Below are 22,089 nucleotides of genomic sequence, written 5' to 3' on the forward strand. Positions count from 1 at the left end.
CTTTTTATATTGATTTGATTAAAAAGATGAAGAAACTAAAAAATAAGTTTAAACATTTAACAATTTCGATTAATACGACTTTAGCCATTGTCTTTATGGCGATGATCATTGCCACAATCGAAGTAATTGGGGCTTATTTTACACGCCAATTAGAACAAAATAGTATTGAAAACTTTCAATCTTCAATTCAAGTGCTTCCTATTGTCAGCAACCAGTTGTCCGCACAGCTCTTAAAAGACGACCGGCATACAAACAGCAATTTAAACCGGATTGTTGGCGATTATAGCAATGGAATCGGCACAATTAGTGAAATTATTGTTGTTGATAATAAAGATATTATTCGGGCTGTGTCTAATCTAAATGATAAAAAGCGCATTGGACAGCGGGTCAATAATACGTTGGTCAAGCAGGTTACCTCAACGGGCAGGCAAGCAACTAAGGTAATTAATGACCACGGCGATTTTATGATTCAGGTAACACCGCTTACTGCCGGTAACGGTTCGGCTAATACTGTCGGCGCAATTTACGTTCGAGCGTCAATGCAGGGCGTTTTTAATGACCTACGCAACATTTCATTAATGTTTTTGGTCACTTCTTTGATTGCCGCTGTGATGGGTGCCATCTTGTCTTTAGTCGTGTCGCATGCGATTACTAAACCAATTGAAGAGATGCAGAGCCAAGCACTAAATATTGCTGACGGTGATTATTCTAGTCAGGTAAAAATATATTCTAATGATGAATTAGGACAATTGGGGCAAGCTTTTAATACATTGTCTGTCAGAATCGAGCGCTCACAAGAAGAGTCTGAAAGTGAACAGCGAAGGCTGGATAGCGTTTTGTCTCACATGAGTGACGGGGTTTTAGCGACTGATCGACACGGTAATGTTAATGTTGTTAACCAAATGGCACTTAGTTTTCTGAATACCACCGAGGACCAAATTATTAATAAGCCAATCGCCTCCGTTCTGGGCTTAGATGAAACCTCGCAGGATTTAATAGCCAGTCAAAAAGGTATTGTATTAACTGTTAATCAGGGCACACGCGATGAAGTGATTTTACATGCTAGTTTTTCACTGATTAAAAGAGTGACGGGCTTTGTTTCTGGTAGTGTTTGTGTTTTACACGATATTACTGAGCAGCAAAAGAATGAAAATTCCCAAAAGCAATTCGTATCCAATGTTTCGCATGAATTGCGTACGCCGCTTACGAGCCTGCACGCCTATATTGAAACCCTGAATGAGGGAGCATGGAAGGATCCTAAGATTGCGCCGCAGTTCTTACAGGTTACCCAAGAAGAAACTGAGCGAATGATCCGGATGATTAATGAACTTTTGAGCTTGTCTCGCATGGATCGTGGGGTATCAAAAGTAGACGTTGAATGGGTCAACTTTAATGACTTCGTGTCTCATATTCTTGATCGCTTTGACATGATTGTAAAAACAGACACTAAAGAAGGCAAAAAGAAATATACCATTAAGCGAAATCTAAGCTCGCAGGCATTATGGGTTGAAATAGATACCGATAAGTTTGCCCAAGTTATTGATAATATTATGAATAATGCAATCAAGTATTCGCCTGATGGTGGCGTGATTACGATTAAATTGCGCCAAGAACGGCAACAGATCATTTTAAGCATTGCTGATCAAGGCTTGGGGATTCCGCGGGAAGATCTTTCTAAAATCTTTGATCGTTTTTACCGGGTTGACAAGGCGCGTTCCCGTGAACAAGGTGGTACTGGCTTAGGGTTAGCCATTGCAAAAGAAATTGTGGAAGAACACCACGGTAAGATTTGGGCTAATAGTAGCGAAGGCAAAGGTTCCACCTTCTATATTGCTTTACCATATGAACCGATGAGTGAAGGGGATGATTGGGATGAAGTCTAGGTTTAAGTTTAGCGAAATATTATTAACAGCCGGTACTTTTATCGTTTTCGCCCTTTCAATCGTCTTGTGGATTTTTATTATGACTAATGATCAATATTTTAGTCGAATTGATCAAACTAATAATGTTAGTCAAAATTCACGCAGTCGTCGAAGCCGGATCATCTATAATCTTTATTTGCCGACCAGTGCTTACGGCTTTAAAAATGGGCAGCCATACCGCTTATATGATGCCAAAAAGAACTTACCACTCGAATATATTAAAGACCTAAAAAAAGTAAAATATAAAAACATTAGAGAAGTTAGCTCCAGTCAAAAAGAATATGAAGCGATGCTCAATGACCCTAAGTATTTGCAATTGACTTTTCCTAATGAAGTCAGTGTGAATTTGTTTACGAAGAAAAATTTAAAAAGTACGGATCAAACGTTCCGGCGCTCATTTATCTCGCCAAATAATGATGTCTTATACCTTGGCAATGATAAAACGACAACGATCTATCGCGTTGAAATAGCTAATGCTAACTTTAATCGCTTGCGTGAATATGCCGCTAAGTCACGAGCTAAAAAACCGGTTAAATTTGTGCGGATGAAAAATAGTTACGAAACTTTTTATGATCAACCTGAAAACTGGCGGGTTTATAGTTACTTGACCAATACCCAGACTGATTCTTATTTTGTTTCGCGCTTATTAGGTACAGCAAATGTTACCTCAAGCAATAATAAAAAAGGGTGGACCACGTATTCACTCAATTATTACACCAAATTGCGGGTACCCGATGCTAAAGCCGGCCGACATGACATGCTTTATACCCGTTATGAAAAGCAGAAAAATTTAAGTGAAAATGACCGCTTGATTAATAGTGTTGAGTATGTGCACAAATTAGGTCTAAGTGAGCAGGACTTGCGTTATTTTGATACAACCAAGGACAAGCTAAGCTATAGCAATTACATTGAAGGCATGCCTGTTTTCATGGGAAAACACAGCCCTCAGGTCAGCACAAAATTGACGCAAGATACCGAAGAAGTTGCCTTTAGCAATTTAGAACTGCAAATTCCCATTCCATATGATGGGCAAACGCGGACACTGCCTGCTACTGGCACGGTGATCCAGCGTCTGGTTAATGCCGGTTTAAAAAAGACGGAAATTCAACGAATAATTGTGGCATATCGAATTGAAAAAGATCATAGTCATGATAGCTTGGTCAACTTGATTCCAACATATTACATTAAAGCCTACGACCAGTGGAAGAGTGCGCAAGCCTGGGAAAAGCAAGATTTTAATAAGCTAGCGGTGAAAAGTCAGGGAGAAGGTAAGTAATTATGGATAGAAAAAGAATTGAATGGCTATTTTTCGTTGTTTTCCTATTAATTGATCTTTACCTAGGAATCGAAATCTGGCGCTCACCGATTAGTCTAAGTTCGACTGCAGGAACGACTTCCACCAGTATTAGAGCGGAAATGCGGGCAGATGGAATTGACCTTCCCCTGCATCTGTCACATAAGCAGCAGTCAGGCTATTATTTAGCAGCAAAAAATCGGGACTATCTTTCCCGCAAAACTGATGGCTTAACGCAAGTGACAACCCATTATTCAAAAGCGGACAATTCTTTAACGGGTACGCCTAAGGCTGTAATACTACTCAATGGTAATCGGAAAAAAATCTTGCAGCAGCTAGAAGATTTTAAAAATGACCCGGAAAATGTTCCTTATGGGAAAAAGTTTGTGTACGACCAAAGTATGTCGGGGGATGATACATACTGCTATGTGCAAAAGACGTCTTATGGTCAAATTTATGATGGTGATGCACAATTGACAATTAATGTGCATAATAATCAGATTACTAATTACACGCTTTCTTACATGGGACCGATTAGTTCTGTGCGTGAATCGCAACTAATTATTAGCCCATGGCATGCCGTGAAGGCCATGTATACTGACCGTGAAATCAGTAATAACTCGCGGGTAATTCAAGTAAAATTGGGCTATTCTAAATTGACTGAAGTACGTGGCAGCACCATAATGCTTCCTACCTGGTTGATTTTAGTCGAAAGCAAAGCAACCAAAAATATTACGGTTAAACGGGTTAATGCTTTTACAGCGCAAATTTTGCAAAGTAGCTCGTATAATGTCCAGAAAAATTAGAAAGGGAAAATTGGTGTGCGGGTTTCTGTTTTAGCTAGTGGATCGACTGGTAATACCAGTTTGATTGAAACTGGCCAGCATAAAATCTTGATGGATGCTGGCTTATCTGGTAAGAAAATCAAAACGTTATTAGGAGAAGTAGGAGTTGATATTAACGACATTGATATGGCTTTTTTAAGCCACGATCATTCTGATCATAGTAAAGGACTTGGGGTATTAATGCGCCGCTATCCGAAAATTGCGGCATTTGCCAACAGTGGAACATGGGAATATTTAAGTGAGTCGCACAAAATTGGTCAGATTCCCGTCCAGCAAATGAATATTATTGAACCCGGACAAACGAAGACTTTTGGTGATCTTGACGTGACTGCTTTTGCCACTAGCCATGATGCTGCCGAACCGCAGTATTACGTCTTTTCTAGTGCTGGCAAAAGGATGGCCTTTTTGACGGATACAGGTTATGTATCGCAAAAAGTCAAAGCGGTAATTGAAGATGCCGATGCTTATATGATGGAATTTAATTATGATGATATGATGCTCCGTAATGGTCCGTATTCATGGTCTTTAAAACAGCGAATTTTGTCTGATATCGGCCACTTATCCAATGAAGATGCGGGGCAAGCACTACTTGATGTGGTTTCTAATAAAACAAAACATATTTTTTTAGCACATCGCAGTCAGCACAATAATACAGCTAAGTTGGCCTACGATGCCGCTAAGCAAATCCTAGTCAATGGCGATGCTAATTTACCAAGTGATGTTAAAATTATGTTAACGGGTCCAGACGAGCCGACTAATTTAGAACAAATTTAAAAAAATAAGCACATGTTTTTCAGTATACTAAATAAAGATATGTAAAGGAGATTACAAATGGACAATCGAAATTCTGGACGCAAGCAAAATGGTTTGGTTAAAACTGCCATTGTTGGTGTTGTCGCAGGTTTAATTGGGGGCGGCGCTTCCTATGTTGCCCTGGATCAAATTAACAATGCAAATCTGAATAATAATGCACAGACGACTATTAGTTCTAATAGTGCAAAAACGTCGAAAAATAGTGCAAAAACTAGTGGTGTAATGACGCCGGCATATAATGACGTGAAGGGTGCTGTTGTTTCCGTTATCAATTTGAAACGGCAATCAAGCAGTAGCAGCAATTCGATCTTTGATATTTTCGGTGATGACAAAGATGATAATGCTAGAGGCAAGGGCCGGCTGCAAACATACAGCGAAGGCTCAGGTGTTATCTATATGAAGTCAAATAACAAGGGCTACATTGTTACTAATAATCACGTTGTTTCTGGCAGTGATAAAGTTCAAGTTATGTTGTCAAACGGTAAAACTGTGAATGCTAGAATTGTCGGGACCGATGCTACGACTGACTTAGCGGTTTTAGCAATTGATGGGCAATACGTAACGCAAACGGCTGAATTTGGCGATTCCAAGAGCTTACAAGCCGGGCAAACTGTTATTGCGGTTGGCTCACCATTAGGAAGCGAATATGCATCCACAGTCACCCAGGGGATTATTTCGGCACCAGCGCGTAGTATTACCTCTTCATCAGCCAACCAGCAAACAGTTATTCAGACTGATGCCGCAATTAATCCGGGTAATTCCGGTGGGGCACTGGTTAACTCTGCTGGTCAGGTCATTGGAATCAACTCGATGAAACTATCGCAATCAAGTGATGGGACTTCCGTTGAAGGAATGGGCTTTGCTATTCCATCTAATGAGGTTGTGAACATTGTTAACCAACTGGTAAAGAAGGGTAAAATTGTTCGGCCGCAGCTTGGAATCAAAGTAATTGCACTGCAAGGAATTCCTTCAAGCTACCGTAAACACCTCAATATTAAGTCCAACCTGAAGAGTGGCATTTACATTGCGGGTGTGAATAAAAATAGTGCGGCAGCTAATGCAGGAGTTAAAGTTGGCGATGTAATAATAAAAGTTGACAATAAAGTTATTACTGATGTTGCATCGTTACACACCATTTTGTATAATCATAAAATCGGTGATACGGTGACTTTAACGGTTAACCGCGGTGGAAAAGAAATTAATTTACATGCAAAACTTGAAGCAAATTAATCTTGATAATATTCATTAATTGAAGATAAAAAAGGCTATACTTGGCGATTTTAGCTACAAGTATGGCCTTTTTACTAATAAAAATAATGAGAAACATTAAATAGTTCGTCTTTTATTTCTGTCAAGAAAAAAAGACTTGCTTTTTCCTTGTTGATAACTGTGGAAAACTTTGTGGATTGTGCATAAAATGGGGTAAAGTGTTTTCGTTTCACTGTGGAAAACCTGTGACTTGTGTGTAAATATTAGTAAAAAGTTGATAATTCAAACAATTGTTCAATGCGTCAAATCAGTGTTTTACGGGTAAAGTTTGTGAATGTTAACTGTGAAAAGTGTACATGTGGGTAATTTCAGTGGGTTTTTTAAAAATATTTTTTACAAACACAAATTAGCCGTCTGTTTACAAAAATGACCACAAAATGTAGTTTTTGCTTGTGCACAACTGTGGAAAAACAAGGTGGAAACAATGAGAATTAGGGGATAAAATAGAAAACATGAATATCAAAATCGTCTGTGTAGGTAAGTTAAAAGAAAAATATTTTAAAGACGCGATTGCCGAGTATCAAAAGCGGCTCAGTCGTTTTGCTAAAGTTGAGTTAGTGCAAGTACCTGATGAAAAAGCACCAGAAAAACTTAGTGCTGCTGAACAAGAAAAGGTTAAAGAACTTGAAGGTCAGCGTATTCTTAATAAAATAAAGGACAAGGAATATGTTTATGTCACTGCAATTAAGGGCAAAGAAAGAACTAGTGAAGCATTTGCACAGGAATTAAAGGATTTGGCTACTTACGGCCACTCTGACGTAACTTTTGTCATTGGTGGCAGTCTTGGTACAAGCCAGGCTGTGAATAAGCGTGCGGATGAATTATTGAGCTTTGGAAAGCTAACAATGCCTCATCAACTAATGCGAGTGGTTCTAATTGAACAAATTTACCGCTGCTTTATGATTATTAGTGGCAGTCCATACCATAAATAAGACAAATTGGGGCCAAAAAGCTAATTTTTCAGGCTCGATAATTTGCCGAAAAAAGAAGTCAAAATTTAAATTAAGATAGGTTTTAGTATGAAAAAAAGTCGGAATTCGTGAAGCCGCTCAGGAGGCTAATGTTTCTACTGCAACAGTATCCCAGGTCTTAAATAATCGGAGATATATTAGCCAAGAAACGCGGGATAAGGTGCAGGCAGCAATGAAAAAGCTGGAATATTATCCTAATAACTTAGCAAGAGCCGTAGATAAGAAAAGAACACATACGGTTGACCTAATTTTCCGTCAAATGTGCATCCCGTTTCATGCGGAATTGATTCAGGACATTGAATACTTACTGTCAAATCAGGGGTATAAAGTTTTATTGTGCAATCGTCTTAATAATCCGGAAAAAGAAATTGCTTGTACTAGCAATTGATCGAAATTTTGGAAAAATACGGCAACCGAGGTAAGCCACGGGAACTTGATGATTGAATTAAACAAATAATTCTTAAGCAAAAAGAGGACAGTTTTTCTGCGCCTCTTTTGTATTGTTTGTATCACATAAAAAAGTCTGTTTTAATGACAGTGATTAAGATATTCCGCTAGATTAGAAAGGAATTTGCAATGGCTGAAGCTGTGAAAGTTACCAATGAGCGCTATCGCCTCAAGTATCATGTTTCTACGCCGGGGGGATGGATGAACGACCCGAATGGCTTTTCGTTTTTTAAAGGCTATTACCACCTTTTTTACCAGTATTATCCCTATTCCGCACAAAAAGGGCCGATGCATTGGGGACATTATCGCAGTCGCGATTTAGTGCACTGGGAAGAGTTACCGATCGCCCTAGCACCAGATGACGAGCAAAATGTTTGTTTTTCAGGTAGTGCGATTGAGAAAGATGGTCGGCTGTATTTGATTTATACAGGGCACCAATATCATGACCTGAATGATCATACGCAGTTTACTGAAACGCAAAATATTGCATATAGCGATGATGGCATTAACTTTAAAAAAGATGCTCATAATCCAATCATTGCTGCTGCTCCAGCTGATAATACGCAGCATTTCCGTGATCCGAAGGTATGGCGTCAAGGCAAGTATTATTACATGATTTTAGGCAGTCAGGCGGCAAATGGCTTAGGACGGGCGTTAACTTACCGCTCTGAAAATTTATTTGACTGGGAATATTTGGGACCAATTGCTAACGCACAAACTAGTGCGCAAGAGGGCTTTATGTGGGAGTGCCCCGATTTATTTACACTAGGAGACCACGACATTTTATTGTGTTCGCCGCAAGGCATCGAATCCGATGGTTTACGCTTTTTAAACGAGTTTCAAACAGGCTATTTTAGTGGCAAAATGGATTATCAGCAGAACATATTTACTCACGGGGCGTTTACAGAATTAGACCATGGACATGATTTTTATGCAGCCCAAACAATGCTTGCCCCAGATCATCGGCGGATTTTGATTGGCTGGATGGATATGTGGAATGCCAACTTCCCGGAACAAGCCGACGGCTGGTCGGGTGCACTGACAGTTCCGCGGGAATTAAGTTATGCTTCTGGTCATTTGTATATGAAGCCGATTGCTGAATTAATGAGTTTGCGAACTGAAAAAATTATGGCTGAAGAGGGAGTGGTAACATCCCTTGAGGTCACGACGCCGGATCCGCAGCATTGTGAACTGCTTTTTGAAGCCAATACGTCATCTTGGTCGGGTAATGAAATTAGTTTTACGCTCGAGAGCAAACAGCAAGATTTGGTTTCATTAACTTGGAATAAAAAAACTGGGCAAGTAACGGCTATCCGCGCTGATAAACCTGATGGGGATGACAAACGCTATGGCAATCTCCAGACTAGCGCAAGCTTAAAACTGCATATCTTCATTGATACGAGTTCGATTGAGTTCTTCTTAAATGATGGTGAACTGGTCTTTTCAGAGCGTTATTATACCGAGAATCAACCGCAAATCTTCTTTAGCGCTGATAAAGGAATTAAGGCAAAAGTCGAAGGTTATACTTTGGCGCGATAAACTCTAGCTAAAAAGAGCAGCAGTGGTGGTTAAAACATCACTGCCGCTCTTTTATTATTTTAATGTAAATAAGGCAACGTTAGTGGCTAATAAAAGACCAGCGGCCCATAACCAATCGCTGCGTTTGACGGGAACAGCCACGATGACCGAGCGCTTGGCATCTTCGCGAAAGCCGTGCGATTCCATTCCCTGTGCCAAGTTTTCGGCCGAGTTAAGCGCGACTAGGATAGCCTTAAAATAGAGAACGGGAGACCAAAAACTAAGATAAACGCCACGCATCATTGCCGCTGTGCGAATTTGTTTAACGGCAGTTTGCATGCGTGGAATAATGTTGAGTGCTGCTAGGACCCCGTATGCGAATTTGCTAGGTAAATGAAAATTCTGTTCAAATGAACGTGCCAATTCTTCGGCACTAGTTTTTTGGGCGACACAGCAGATTGTCAGCGTGTAAACGTAGATTCTGCTAGAAAGACTTAAAGCGTTGGTTAAATTAGGCTGAGGTGCAAACCAGTAGAGTGTGGCAAACACGGTAAAGGCCGCAATTAATGGCACGGTAAAAGTTAACAGGAGATTTTTAACTTTCATGTGGCAGTAAAGTAAATAGCACGTGCAAAAGCCGATAATTAGCACGTTGGTAATTAGACTGGTTTTAAAAGATATTTCAACCGAAATAATTAAAGCGACAATGAATTTAAAACTGGGATTCATAACAAGCCTCACTTGTCTACGTATGTTAATTGTTGCTGGTCAAATACAAGGTGGTAATCGCACCAATCTGCCAAATTAGTTAGTTCATGGCTGATAATCAGAAGTGTCTGCCCCCTTTTTTCCTGGCTTTCGCGCAACAGACCCATTACTTTTTGTGCCGATTGGTGATCTAAGCCGCTTAAGGGCTCATCAATTAATAAAACGTCTTGATCAGCAATTAGCATTAATAAAATTTGTAATTTCTTTTGTTGACCGCCCGAAAGTGAGTAGACGACTTGGTCTAGTGTCTGGTCAAGATCAAGGTCTTTCACCTCTTTCGCAATTTTTTGATCGGAATAAAAGTTGCTGGTGCGCATTTTTTTACTTAGGTTAAGTTCATCTTCAACGGAAACGTTAATAAATTGATCACTTGCACTTTGAAATATCTGCCCGACTTGACGCAAATATTTTCGCATGCGCAAGTTGCGAATTTCTTTTTGGCGGTAAGTCAAACTACCAGTGTATGTGAGCATCTTGGTTAGCGCATTGAAAAGCGATGTTTTCCCCACACCATTAGGGCCAGTGATTAGGGTGGCTTTGCCTGCCAAAATCTTTAGGTGCTCCTGTTTTAGCAGTAACCGGTTCTGCTTAATTAAGGTATTAGTAAGTTCAAAGCGGCTTGTTTCATTAGTTGGTAGGGCAAAAGAATAATGCTCGTGGTGGTCATTTTGTCGAAGAAGCTGCTTTTTTTCGGCAGTGCTTAAGGCAGTAACCTGGTGACCGGTAAATTTAAACAAACAGTCACAAATACCCTCATAATCAGCTAGAACATGGTCGCTTAGAATAATTGTTTTTCCTAAGTCACGAAGATGAGCCAACTTTTTAATTAAAAATTGGCGGGCAGCAGGGTCGCAACTTGCAAAAGGCTCATCAAGCAGAAAAAGATCGACATCCATTGCAATTAAAACAGCAAGAGCTACTCGTTGCTGCTCACCGCCAGACATAGTATTGATTTTTTGATCAAGCAGCTGGTCGATCTGGGCAAAAGAAGTTGCTTTTTGCAATCGTTTTGAGTAGTGCTCACGGTCAATTTCCAGGTTTTCAAGTGCAAAAATGATCTCTTCACGCGGTGTTGCCATTGTGAATTGTTCGCCAGCATTTTGAAACATCATTGCACTCTTAAGCCCATTAAGATCGACAGTTCCACTAACTTTACCAGCATATTTAGGATAAAGGCCAGCTAAAATTTTTAATAGCGTCGATTTACCGCAACCTGTTGGCCCGATTAATAAGGAAAATTTGCCCGTCGGGATATTAAGATTAACATCTTGCAAAATAGGCTTTTCTTCATCATATGAAAAAGTAAGGTTTTTAGTTTTCAGCAATTTTTTAACCAATCTAAAAAAGTCGCCATGGCATAATGCTAGGCGACGTTAAAATTCAGTGCTTTTCCCTTCGCTGGCATTATCCATAGCAGGTTCAGTGGGTATATTCTCAGCCAAGATGGCACCCCAATATTTCAGGTCAATTATACATAAAAGCAATTTTCTTGTCTAGTTGCGGCAAATTAGGCTCCGTTAATAGCACTTAAGGCTCAACTTCTATCACAGATGTTAAAAACATATAAATAGCGGCGCTTTTTGCTATATAATAAAATTATGAAAATAAATTACTAATTAGAAGGTGACATCATGGCAGCAGTTAAGCTAGAACAATATTTGGCAAGTGTATTGGATTCAACTAATGCGGATACGAATGAAGTCCGGCTAAAGCCCGGAAACAAGGCCTTTAACCTGTTTAGGGTTTACCTTGAAAATCATAATACGGGCATTCACCGGTACCAAACCAGCAATCCCACAATTTTGTACGAAGCTGAAGGCATGGCAAAAACTAAAATTAACGGACAAAACTTAACTTTAAAAGCGGGTAATTTGCTGTTTTTGCAAGAAAAATGTGGCTATGAGGTCGAAAAACAAGGGAAAAATGATCTTTTGGTCAAATTAGAATTTAGTTCAAAGGTTAATTGCGCGGATTTTTGGGGAGAAAAAGCAACGCTCAATTCACGTGAACAAAAAGTAGCCGAACAGCTTGTTCAGATTCTCAAGACTAAGAGACTATTAAGTTTGCGCTGCTCACAAATGTCGCGCCCAAGTCAGTTAATGAAAAAAGTTATTGATGAATATTTAAACCACAATCTTTTTACGCGCAGTATTATTGCAGCAGAATTGCGGATACTCGTGATTACGGCAATTAGAAATCAAGACTTGGAAACAGCGCCAGTTAATCAACATAAGTTTGCGCAAACGGCGTTAGAGCGTTACATTGATGCAAATTATACTGATATTACCTTAAATGAAACAGCAGAACACTTTGGACTCAACCCAAATTACTTTTCCAGTTTAGTTAAGCAAAAAACTGGTAAGAGCTTTGTTGAACATGTTGATGAACGCCGCATGCAGGAGGCACGCAATTTGCTTGCTCGACCTGACATTTCGGTTAAAGAAATCATCGCGCGGGTCGGTTATAACGGTAAATCGTTCTTTTACAAAAAATTTAATGAATATTACCATGAAACGCCGGTACAAATGCGTGCGGAACTGTTTAGACAGGCCAATATCAATTTAAAGTAAGAGCAATATTTTTATTAAAAAAGGAGCGGACTATTTTGCAGAGCGCTCCTTTTTAAGTTACATTTTTTCTAAACGTTTAATTCGGTCACTTGTAGGCGGGTGACTGTCGAATAAGTGGGTAAGACCATGCCGCTTACGTAGCGGATCTTCGATATACATGCCAGCACTACTTGGATCAGCAGCTTTCATGGGGTCAGAACCGTCAATTTTTGTCAAAGCAGAAATCAAACCGTGAGGATTACGGGTCAACTCAACTGAAGAAGCATCTGCTAAATATTCACGGTTGCGTGATAAAGCCATCTGAGCAAGACTGGCACAAATAGGTCCTAAAATAAGTACAAAGATGATCGCCACGATTTTGAAAATAACGACAATAGTATTGCCATTATCGTTATCACTGTCGCGATCATCATCAATCCACCAAATATAGCGACTAGCAATGCCTGATAAATATGAAATGACGCCAACCAGTACGGCTGCAATAGTGGAAACCAAGATATCATAATTTCTAATATGTGAGATTTCGTGACCTAAAACGCCCTCAAGTTCCTCGCGATTCATCATGTCAAGTAAGCCCTGGGTGACAGCAACCGCAGAATGGTTTGGATCCCGTCCGGTTGCAAAAGCATTAGGACTAGGATCATTGATAATAAAAACGCGTGGCATTGGTACTTTGCCGACTAGCGCCATATCTTGAACAACGTGCCATAAAACGGGGTTGTCTTGTTCATGAATTTCTTGGGCATGATTTAGACTCATAACCATATTAGCGGGATTAGGCAAGACAATTAACATGTAAATTGCACTAAAAAAAAGCGCAATAATTACTCCTAATAAAGGTCGATTGCCCCAGATAAAACCTAATCCGGCACCAACTAAGGCGAGAATAATGACGAATAAAATCAAGATGCCAGTAGTTTTGCGTTTGTTGCTGGCAATTTGTTGAAATAACATAAAATTGACCTATTGCTTAGAATTTAACTTTAGGTACTTCTTTTTCAGCTTCACTCGTTTGTAAGTAATCAACTTTGCGGAATCCGTGGATATTAGCAACGATATTGGAAGGAAAAGTTAACAACTTTTGATCGTAAAGAGCTGCAGATGAATTGTAAAGTTGCCGTGAATAAGCAATTTTATTTTCAGTGTTGGTTAATTCTTCCTGCAGTTGAGCAAAGTTCTGGTTAGCTTTTAAATCAGGATAATTTTCCGATAAAGCAAAGATTGATCTCAAAGTATCAGAAATTTGGTTAGAAACCTTTAACGTTTGGGCATGATCATCACTTGGAATAGCAGTCAACTGGTTCCGCAATTGAACAACTCTTTCCAGAGTTTCACTTTCATGCTTGGCATAGCCCTTAGTAGTTTCAACTAAATTAGGAATCAAATCGTTGCGCCGTTTTAATTGCACATCAATCTGGCTCCAAGATTCGTCAGTGTAAACTTTAGCTTTTTGTAAGCCGTTATAGATTGCAATATAAATTGCGATGAGCAGGATAACAATAATCGCAATAATTATTATTAACCAAGTTGAATTTGACATAATTTTTCCTCCTTATGTTTATTCAATTATAACTGATAAAGTTAAACTTGAGTATTAAAAAAAGCTTTAGCAGCATTTGCAGGTAAAGCTTTAATAATTATTAAGTTTTATAGTAGTATCAATGCCCAGCCAATTAGTGTCAAGATGATTAAACCGGCGTATTGCATTAATAGCCATTTTTTGAAAAATTCACTGCGGGAAACAGTTGCATTTTGAGTAAAAGTTTTTAAAACAAGCATATTGGCCATAGAACCAATTGGTGAACCGAAGCCACCGATATTTGATCCCAAAAAGAGGGCTTTGGCAAATGTGGTAAACTTGCCGACTAAAATGGTTGCTGGAACGTTGCTAATGATTTGACTAGAGATAATAGAAGTAAAGTAGGTAGATGTCTCAGAGTTGACCATGGTGTGAATCAGGGTAACAATCATTGGAATCTGCTGGATATCGCTAATAAAAATAAAGAAGCAAGTAAAGGTTAGCAGCAAGGCGTAGTCGATTTTTAACAAAATGCGCGGATTAATTATTAAAGCTAAAACAGCTGCCACAATCATTGGGATTGCAACGTTAATAACTTTGAAAACACCCAAAAAGAATAAAGCAAAAACTGCGGTAGTGATCACAGTTGGGCGTACGCTGATATTAATCTGTTTGACGTCCTGAACGGGAATTTTTTTCTGGGGGATAAAGTGAAAAATGATGAAAGTAATCACAACAGCTGCAAGCAGGTATGGCAGTGACCATGAGAAAAATTCTAATGCAGTGACGGAATATTTGCTAACAAGAAAAATGTTATGTGGGTTACCCCACGGAGTAAATGCGGCCCCGATATTGGCTCCCATTCCGATTAAGGTAACTGGTAGAATTTGCGGTAAATCGCATCTTTTAGCAATGTTTAAATATAAGGGAATTAATGTAAGCGCTGTTATGTCATTACCCAAAAACATCCCAGAAATAATCGCCAGTAGCGTAAACAGGATATTGAGCTTGCGCATGTTATCAGCAATACTAGTTAATTTGTAAGCTAGTACATCGAGAACATGCAGGTAAGCATAAATTTGAATAATAATTAACATCGCGGCGACAGAAAAGATTGTGTGTAAGTTAATATCCGCCAGCCGAGGTCTAGCAAAGAAAAGACTGATTACCGTCACCACAACGGTAATTTGCAGAATTTTATCGCTAAAGATCTTTTTTAAGACGGTCATAAAATGTCCCCTTTCACAAGTTACAATCATCTATAGTTGCTATATCCATTTTGAGCTTTTTTTCCTGTATACGCAATATAAATATTTGGATAGAAAAAAAACCATAAAATAAATAGCGGATAAAAGGGGCCCATAAACATAACTTTTGACTTCTGAACTTGTTCCACCCTATACTTGAGGAAACAGGCATTGATTAGGAGGAATTTTTATTATGAGTAATTCAGAAACAGTTAGTGTTAATATTAAATCTGCTGCTGCAGATAAAGTAAAAAACCAAGTTGAAGACGGTCAAATTGTTTTGCTATCTTTGAATGATGGTTCAAACAAATACTCTGATGTTGGCGGTTCTTGTGCTGCTGGCTCACGTTTCCAATTTGTAATTTTGGATAAACAGGATCCTGATTTCTCAATTGAAGTTGAAAACAATGCTGGTCTTAAGATTTACACTAGTCCTGCTGAAATGCAATATCTTGGCAATGACCTAGTTGTTGATGTGAAAAATGCAGCAATGAGCTTGTCAGATGATAGTGGTGTTATTGACGGCGCAATGACAATAAATAAACATTAAAAAGTATAGTTATAGTATTTAAATCCATTGTTGGAGACAATCAGTTTTGATTGTCTTTTTTTTGGAGAAAATTCTTTAGTTAATTAGATCAGCTAATATTTTATATACATTAATATAAAATATTTATAAAAAATATAGAAAGCGCTTGCTAAAAATAATATATAATGTATTATAAAAATATGGCGATGTTATAAAATGATTTATGCTAAGATTCATGTTATTCATGGGCTTCTAATCCTCAATTATTTTAAATTTATATTTAGAGCAAAGGAGAAGAAAGCTATGAATAAAAAGAAATTGAATAAAGTCATTTCTGCTGTAACTATGTCTGCCGCTTTATTAGCAGTAGGGCCAGTTTCTTATAAGGGGAACAAATATCGTAGTACAGCGAAAAACTGCATATGCAGAATACCATAAGATACCTCCAACAGGCTTGTCTTATTGGTGGAATACTTATTAAATTTTATACGTAACTTCATATTAACCCTGATAGGTGTAGTTGGTTATTAACTGCACCTATTTTTTATAGGAGGTTCCTGATGAAAAAGATAGTTTCTGGCTGTTTAATGGTTGTCACAGTCCTCACTTACCTGATGATTATTAGCTTTTATCAAGTAAAAGATTATGACCAAATAGTTCGGATGGGACAGACAAAATCTTCATACCAAATTTATCTAAAAGACAGCCAAATAACTCCTAGTGATCAACTGGCCTTTTTTAAAAACTTGGCCAAGCAAGATGGCGTATCAATTATTTTAACAACAAATAGTCTGAATAACGTAGTTGAAAAATCTGTCATTGTCAATCCACATTCTTTTCCCAAAACTTCCTTTCGGCTCAAGCAAATAGATTTGGCCGACAAGAAGAGCTTTTATGCTAGTTATAATACAAAAAAATTGACACAAAAGGGTACAATTCCTGTTTTTGCTAAAAACAATAAAGTAATTTTACAAAGTATGGATAGGTATTTTCAAAAAAAGCAAATAGTTGATGGCGTGTATACCATTATCCCTGGAAAATCAAGTAAAAAAGCTGTTCTTAAGAAGTTGACTCGTTTTTATGGTGTTTCCCGGGCGCAGTTACTAAAGCCAACTATTGGGAATAAGTTTGAATATTTTACGAAGAACATTCTTATTCTAGGATTTCTCTTGGTGTTGACTATTTTAGTCTTTCTTTTAGTTAATACCTATTACCCGATTACTCAATCAAGTACAATTGGCATTAAAAAGTTAAATGGCTGGAATAATAGGGATATTTTATTTGATATGATCAAATTTGGTATCTTGACGATCCTTATTGTTGCTACTGGCCTTGATTTAATTTCTTTCGTGCTTTTTTCTTATCAACCGCAAGGCTTTTTACTTTGCTGTATATTAAGCCAGATAATAATTCTGTGTTTGTATACATTAGTTAATATTTTTACTTATATTATTATTAAGCACTTATCAATTGCAGATATGCTTAAGGGGAGTTTTCACTTTGGTTTTGGCATTAAATTAGCCTTTATTTTAAAAGTCATGATGACGATTACTTCGACAGTTTTACTAGTTAATGTCTCAAATGCAATTACTTCTGTAAGGTCAGACTACCAGTTGCAACAGGATTGGAGTAAAGAAGGCAAGTTACTAACAGTCAATTCTGTTAGCTCTTTTTTTCAGACTAACGAAAAGCAAGCAGAAAAAATCATGAGCAATTGGTTCAAGGCAATAGCTAAAAATAAGGGAGTTTATTATGTAGATAGCGAAATATCAACTGCAAAGGCTATCTTACCCGAAAAAGCCACGATTCATAATCCAACAGCCAAATACGCTATGATGACTGTTAATCGTAATTTTATCAATGCCAAGTTACCACGAGTAAAGAAATATTTAGATTCTACTTCCCACATTTTTTTAGTACCAATTAAGTATCGCAGGGCTGACTCGCAAATTAGGTATCTTTTGCAGTGCTATCGGTACAACGATTTAGCTAGTAAACAACAAGAAAAATTAAAACCTGAGCAAGTAAAAATAAAGATTAAATATTACGATGAAAAAATCAGCCCAATTACTTACAATGTAAGGTTAAAAAAGCGATTTGTTAATCCCATTATTGAAGTCATGGAAGAATCGCGAATAACAGACGGACAGTCTTTATTCTTGAGTAATACCGATAAAAATAGTCCAATTAAAATTGAAAATAATCAGCAGACTAAAAGAGTATTAGAAAAATCAGTGCAAAATGCGCAAGTTAAGCAGCTAGGGCTAAAGTTTGTGACCGTAAGCGAAATACTAACAACTAGTTTAGATTCTTCATATCGCGGATTACAAGCACTCTTAATAGGCTTAATCGCTATTTTTATTATTAATTTATTTACGACAACTTTTCTAATGTTATACATCATCTCAAGTAAGCAAAAGAAACTAGCTGTTGAACGTTTATTAGGTTATCGCAAAGTTGATCGCTATCAAATAGAAATTTTGTTGATTTCTTGTCTCGGTATTAGCGAAATTTTGGTTTTAGTTTATTTAAAGGCAACAATTATCTCACTGTTATTAGCAGCTTTGTTAGTTTTAATCGATTTATTAGTATTTGACTTAGTAGTACGATTAATTGAAACACGGGACTTGTCATTTCTGCTTAAAGGAGGACTAGCATGATTGAACTGGAAAATGTTAGTAAAGCTTTTGGAACTAAGAAAATATTTGATCACTTTAATTTGCAAATTGATAAAGGAGAAATGGTGGCAATTATCGGGCCCAGTGGGTCAGGTAAAAGTACCTTATTAAATATTATCGGCCTAATTGATAATATTGACGATGGCAAATACAGGTTTGAAGAAAATACTAATGTCAAACCAAATAGTAATTTGGCGCAAAAAATTATCAGAGAAAAAATCAGTTATCTTTTTCAAAACTTTGCCTTAATTGAAGAAGAAACAGTTGAGCAAAATTTAATGCTGGCATTAAAATATGTTCACCAGAAAAAAGTAGAGAAGTTGGGGTTAATTAAGGCAACACTCAAAAAAGTTGGATTAGCTGAATATGAGCAAAATAAAATATATGAGCTTTCTGGAGGACAGCAGCAAAGAATAGCAGTGGCACGTGCCCTAATAAAGCCTAGTAAGTTAGTCTTAGCAGATGAGCCAACTGGTTCTTTAGATAGTAAAAATCGTGATGAAATCCTTCAACTGTTATTAGAACTCAACCAAGCGGGCAAGACTGTCTTGATAGTTACTCACGATGAGCAGGTTGCACAGAAATGTAATCGAATAATTAAATTGAAGAGCAATATCAAGAGTTAATCATTGCTAGCCTTATTTATATTGAATTGCAATGACAATTCTTTGTTTGATTCTCAATATTAGCTGCTGCTGAACGGTCACTTGCCTCATTATGTCTGACGTGTTAAACTGAATAAGATTTTCGAAAATCTGAAAGGAAGTATAGTACTATGCGTAAAGGTGAAAATTACAACACTGGTTGTGAACCAAACCAAAGACCTAAGAACAAGAAAAACGGTAAAAAGCGCGTTGCTCACGTAGCAGCAGTTGTTGCTTTCTTGAACAAGGCCAAAGCAGACGAAAACAAATAATCTGCTAGTAAAGAATTAAAAAGACAGATCATGTAAGTGATCCGTCTTTTTTTATTATCTAAATTTGAGTAAAATTAACATAAACATGAGTTAAGGGCAAAAGGAGCTGTTTTAAGTGAAATTTCAGTGCAGTGCATGCGGATTACGGATAAATTCCAGACATTTTAAACAAGAAGGACTAGTTAATCCGCAATTAACCAGTATTTGCGATCTCTGTATTCAACGTGGAGAACAACCAGCCGATTTTGCCAATGTTGCCGTTAATATTTTTGCGCAGGGCTTACTCTATACTTTTATTGGCCTAAGCGATGACAATGTTCAATCTGCACCCTTTTTCGTTACTAAAAAAGAAAACCGCAAGCGCTACGAAGCTTTTATCCAGGATTATGATGGCAACGACTTAGCTCAGCAGCAATTGCCACGACCAGACTTTAATCAAGCAGTAATTGACAGTGAGAAAGGCAGCCTTGAGTTTGTTCCTAGTATGGAACTAACTTTTGCCGAAAACTTGCAAAAACTTGGTCTAAACGTTGATTTTAAACTAAATGAAGTTGACTACATTGATCGTGAGCGCATTCGGGCTAAGTATCATTATCGCTGTCAATACTGTGGTCGGCGTGGTCGCAGTGTCGATCATAAGGACCCAGTATCGTTATCGCATAATAACGATTTTGACAACTTGATCTTATCTTGCCAAGAATGCAATCGCATTAAATCAAACATGCCCTATGAATTGTTTGTTCAGTTAAATGATCAAATTCCTAAAATTAACCAAAAATTGGTTAAGTATGAAAATGCGCTGGCCACGCTTAAAGGCGAGTTCGACCAAAAGCGCCGTGAGTTAGCAGCTACTATGCACCTCAAGGGCGTGGTTAATGATCCGGAACTAAATCAAATGCGTAAACAAAATAAAAAATTACAAGACGCAATTGATAGTCTGGAAAGTGATTATAAAGACTTGCGTTCTTTGCGTGAGCAGCACTTCATGACAGGCTGGAAATTAATGCTTGAGAATAAAAAAGAAGATATTATTTAAATTTGATTATTGGAATAGTTGTGAATTAAGCAAATTAATTCTAATAACTTTGAATAGCGTTGATTGAAAATCAGCGTTTCATAGAAAAGATATGTAAATCTAAAATGAAGAAAAGATCACAAAAATCTAGATTGTTAATTGGTTACGCTATTTCTGGTTTAGGTGATCAATTCTATATTTTCGCTATCCCGCTACTACTACTATCAAAAACTCATTCGTCAATTATTATGGGGCTCTTAACGGCAATGGAATATTTACCTACAGCATTGTTTGGTCTCACTATTGGACCAATATTTGATATTTGGCCAAGAAAAAAAGTAATGTTGATATCATTACTCATGCAAGCAATCCTTGTCGTGTGTGCCCCCTTGTTGATTATCAAAGATATCCCTATTTTTTGGATTTTAGTAGCTGTGTTTCTATTTGGAACTTTTGATTTAATTACGTGGACAGGCTATCAAGTTTTTATTGCAGAATCTGTCGACAATAATGAACTGTCAACAGTATCTGGACAAGTAGGACTAATTTCTGCTATTCAGAAAACCTTTGGACCGGGAATAGCGGCGATTATAATCAATTTAGTTAATTATGCAGGAGGCTTTCTGCTAGACGCACTCAGTTTCGGCTATTTAACTTATGTTGTCAAAGATTACGAACCCTTAAATAGAGAACCAGGCTATTTTGAAAATAAGCGATCTTTTAAAAGCAGCGCAAAGAACGGTTGGACTTTTTTGTTTTCGCAGCCCATTATTAAGTGGATTATTATAAGCTTTTTTGTGGCCAATATTGGTTTTCAAGCGGTGGTTCCAATGCTTACGTTTTTACTAAGACAAGTAATGAAAACTTCTGTGAACATGATTAGCGTGTTCTTTTCGATTGCAGCCATAGCTAGTATTATCGGCAATTTTATCTATCTACGCTTAAACAAGAAAATAAAGTTGGGTTTGCAGCTTGTATTAATTGGCATTATGATTGCTCTTGGCTTTGTATTAATGTTGAATGTTAAGTCATTTATCATGGTAACTTGTGGCTATGCGATTGTTTCATTTGGTAGTGTTTGGTCACAGGCAAACTTTTTTACCGTTATTCAGTCTAAGACACCGAATCGTTATAAGGGGACAATAACTTCAATCGCAACATCTTTAACAAGACTAATTGGACCGATTATGTCAATCTTTAGTGGTGTGCTAATAAGATATGAAGTGCATTTAATTTTTGTGATTGCAATTTTTTGCATGGTCGTGTCGGTTGCCATGACTTTTACCAGCAAATTGTCACGCCTAGATTAATGTAAGTAAAAACTGTATCTCCATTTATTTCTAGCCATAATTAATCATAAAAAAGCACCAAGTTACATAGTAACCTGACGCTTAAATAAACTAACTTTGCCAATAGTTAGGACTCTTATGTGCTTTAACGCTTCTTATTTGGCTTATAGACATATTTGCTCAAATCTTCTTTGCAGTCATTGATAGTAAAGCCATATTCATATTCGTGGACGCCGTCGAAACTTTCTCTCTTATCAACATTAAAATATGCACCTATAGCGCCAAGTATATTTACCATATCCAGAAAGCTGTCAAAAGAATAGACTGCTATATATAATGCGCCATTTATTGACTTTTCACATTTATACTCATACAGATCTTTAACGCCCTGTTTTAAAAGCAAAATTAGGTTATCTCGATTGACTTCATCCATTCTTAGTCAGCCCTTTCTATTTGAAATGCAGCAGTAGGCTAAAAAA

At 37.6% G+C, this 22,089-nt stretch carries 22 protein-coding genes and 1 riboswitch; of the genes, 16 read left to right on the plus strand and 6 right to left on the minus strand.

The genetic code is table 11. The annotated features are described in order from the left end of the window. Nucleotides 1–26: 26 nt before the first annotated feature. From walK to J3U71_RS01975, 8 genes are all read left to right on the plus strand, one after another. Nucleotides 27–1,883 (plus strand): cell wall metabolism sensor histidine kinase WalK, encoded by a 1,857-nt coding sequence (gene walK, locus J3U71_RS01940; protein ID WP_220268957.1) that lies wholly within the window; start codon nt 27–29, stop codon nt 1,881–1,883. After that, on the plus strand, nt 1,864–3,198 hold the full coding sequence (locus J3U71_RS01945; protein WP_220268958.1) for a YycH family regulatory protein: 1,335 nt from the start codon (nt 1,864–1,866) through the stop codon (nt 3,196–3,198). Before walK ends, J3U71_RS01945 begins: the two co-directional genes overlap by 20 nt. A 2-nt stretch (nt 3,199–3,200) precedes the next feature. Beyond that, nucleotides 3,201–4,022, plus strand: coding sequence for a two-component system regulatory protein YycI (locus J3U71_RS01950; RefSeq protein ID WP_220268959.1), 822 nt, complete (start codon nt 3,201–3,203; stop codon nt 4,020–4,022). Nucleotides 4,023–4,037: 15 nt separating this feature from the next. Continuing rightward, the gene (locus J3U71_RS01955; RefSeq protein WP_267392599.1) at nt 4,038–4,835 is read left to right on the plus strand and encodes an MBL fold metallo-hydrolase; all 798 of its coding nucleotides are present in this window, start codon (nt 4,038–4,040) and stop codon (nt 4,833–4,835) included. 57 nt (nt 4,836–4,892) lie between these two features. Further along, entirely contained in the window at nt 4,893–6,104 is a 1,212-nt protein-coding gene (locus J3U71_RS01960; protein ID WP_103752744.1) for a S1C family serine protease, read from the plus strand. A gap of 491 nt (nt 6,105–6,595) precedes the next feature. Further along, nucleotides 6,596–7,075, plus strand: a complete 480-nt coding sequence (gene rlmH / locus J3U71_RS01965; protein WP_220268961.1) for a 23S rRNA (pseudouridine(1915)-N(3))-methyltransferase RlmH — start codon at nt 6,596–6,598, stop codon at nt 7,073–7,075. Nucleotides 7,076–7,178: 103 nt separating this feature from the next. Continuing rightward, a complete protein-coding gene (locus J3U71_RS01970; RefSeq protein WP_267392617.1) occupies nt 7,179–7,502 on the plus strand; it encodes a LacI family DNA-binding transcriptional regulator in 324 nt (107 codons plus the stop codon). A gap of 188 nt (nt 7,503–7,690) precedes the next feature. Further along, a complete protein-coding gene (locus J3U71_RS01975; protein ID WP_267392598.1) occupies nt 7,691–9,100 on the plus strand; it encodes a glycoside hydrolase family 32 protein in 1,410 nt (469 codons plus the stop codon). A 54-nt stretch (nt 9,101–9,154) separates the two neighbouring features. Here the strand turns inward: J3U71_RS01975 and J3U71_RS01980 are convergent, their stop codons facing one another. Next, complete coding sequence (locus J3U71_RS01980; RefSeq protein ID WP_220220553.1) at nt 9,155–9,808, minus strand: energy-coupling factor transporter transmembrane component T family protein; 654 nt, start codon at nt 9,806–9,808, stop codon at nt 9,155–9,157. An 8-nt stretch (nt 9,809–9,816) separates the two neighbouring features. Further along, on the minus strand, nt 9,817–11,184 hold the full coding sequence (locus J3U71_RS01985; RefSeq protein ID WP_267392597.1) for an ATP-binding cassette domain-containing protein: 1,368 nt from the start codon (nt 11,182–11,184) through the stop codon (nt 9,817–9,819). A gap of 36 nt (nt 11,185–11,220) precedes the next feature. After that, a riboswitch (TPP riboswitch) is annotated at nt 11,221–11,311 on the minus strand. Between the two features lie 167 nt (nt 11,312–11,478). Between J3U71_RS01985 and J3U71_RS01990 the strand changes: the two genes are divergently transcribed. After that, a complete protein-coding gene (locus J3U71_RS01990) occupies nt 11,479–12,417 on the plus strand; it encodes an AraC family transcriptional regulator (RefSeq protein WP_220268965.1) in 939 nt (312 codons plus the stop codon). Between the two features lie 57 nt (nt 12,418–12,474). Here J3U71_RS01990 and htpX read toward each other — a convergent pair whose 3' ends face one another. The 3 genes from htpX to J3U71_RS02005 form a co-directional block, all read right to left on the minus strand. Further along, complete coding sequence (gene htpX, locus J3U71_RS01995; RefSeq protein ID WP_267392596.1) at nt 12,475–13,371, minus strand: zinc metalloprotease HtpX; 897 nt, start codon at nt 13,369–13,371, stop codon at nt 12,475–12,477. Nucleotides 13,372–13,387: 16 nt separating this feature from the next. Next, entirely contained in the window at nt 13,388–13,957 is a 570-nt protein-coding gene (locus tag J3U71_RS02000; RefSeq protein ID WP_103752750.1) for a LemA family protein, read from the minus strand. Nucleotides 13,958–14,064: 107 nt separating this feature from the next. Further along, nucleotides 14,065–15,165, minus strand: a complete 1,101-nt coding sequence (locus J3U71_RS02005) for an SLC13 family permease (protein WP_103752751.1) — start codon at nt 15,163–15,165, stop codon at nt 14,065–14,067. Between the two features lie 211 nt (nt 15,166–15,376). Between J3U71_RS02005 and J3U71_RS02010 the strand changes: the two genes are divergently transcribed. From J3U71_RS02010 to J3U71_RS02040, 7 genes are all read left to right on the plus strand, one after another. Continuing rightward, nucleotides 15,377–15,733 (plus strand): iron-sulfur cluster biosynthesis family protein, encoded by a 357-nt coding sequence (locus J3U71_RS02010; RefSeq protein ID WP_220268967.1) that lies wholly within the window; start codon nt 15,377–15,379, stop codon nt 15,731–15,733. Nucleotides 15,734–16,015: 282 nt separating this feature from the next. After that, nucleotides 16,016–16,150: a hypothetical protein gene (locus J3U71_RS02015; protein ID WP_258562412.1), complete on the plus strand. Its 135-nt coding sequence runs from the start codon at nt 16,016–16,018 to the stop codon at nt 16,148–16,150. Between the two features lie 122 nt (nt 16,151–16,272). After that, entirely contained in the window at nt 16,273–18,372 is a 2,100-nt protein-coding gene (locus J3U71_RS02020) for a hypothetical protein (RefSeq protein WP_267385592.1), read from the plus strand. Beyond that, nucleotides 18,369–19,016 (plus strand): ABC transporter ATP-binding protein, encoded by a 648-nt coding sequence (locus tag J3U71_RS02025; RefSeq protein WP_267392595.1) that lies wholly within the window; start codon nt 18,369–18,371, stop codon nt 19,014–19,016. Before J3U71_RS02020 ends, J3U71_RS02025 begins: the two co-directional genes overlap by 4 nt. A gap of 149 nt (nt 19,017–19,165) precedes the next feature. Beyond that, the gene (locus J3U71_RS02030) at nt 19,166–19,306 is read left to right on the plus strand and encodes a hypothetical protein (protein WP_090094091.1); all 141 of its coding nucleotides are present in this window, start codon (nt 19,166–19,168) and stop codon (nt 19,304–19,306) included. Between the two features lie 115 nt (nt 19,307–19,421). Further along, nucleotides 19,422–20,342, plus strand: coding sequence for an HNH endonuclease (locus J3U71_RS02035; RefSeq protein WP_103752753.1), 921 nt, complete (start codon nt 19,422–19,424; stop codon nt 20,340–20,342). A 104-nt stretch (nt 20,343–20,446) separates the two neighbouring features. Then, the gene (locus J3U71_RS02040) at nt 20,447–21,631 is read left to right on the plus strand and encodes an MFS transporter (RefSeq protein ID WP_220268972.1); all 1,185 of its coding nucleotides are present in this window, start codon (nt 20,447–20,449) and stop codon (nt 21,629–21,631) included. Between the two features lie 124 nt (nt 21,632–21,755). Here J3U71_RS02040 and J3U71_RS02045 read toward each other — a convergent pair whose 3' ends face one another. After that, nucleotides 21,756–22,043: a hypothetical protein gene (locus tag J3U71_RS02045; protein ID WP_220268973.1), complete on the minus strand. Its 288-nt coding sequence runs from the start codon at nt 22,041–22,043 to the stop codon at nt 21,756–21,758. Nucleotides 22,044–22,089 lie beyond the last annotated feature (46 nt).

This window comes from Lactobacillus sp. B4015, from assembly GCF_026536055.1.
GTDB lineage: Bacteria > Bacillota > Bacilli > Lactobacillales > Lactobacillaceae > Lactobacillus > Lactobacillus panisapium.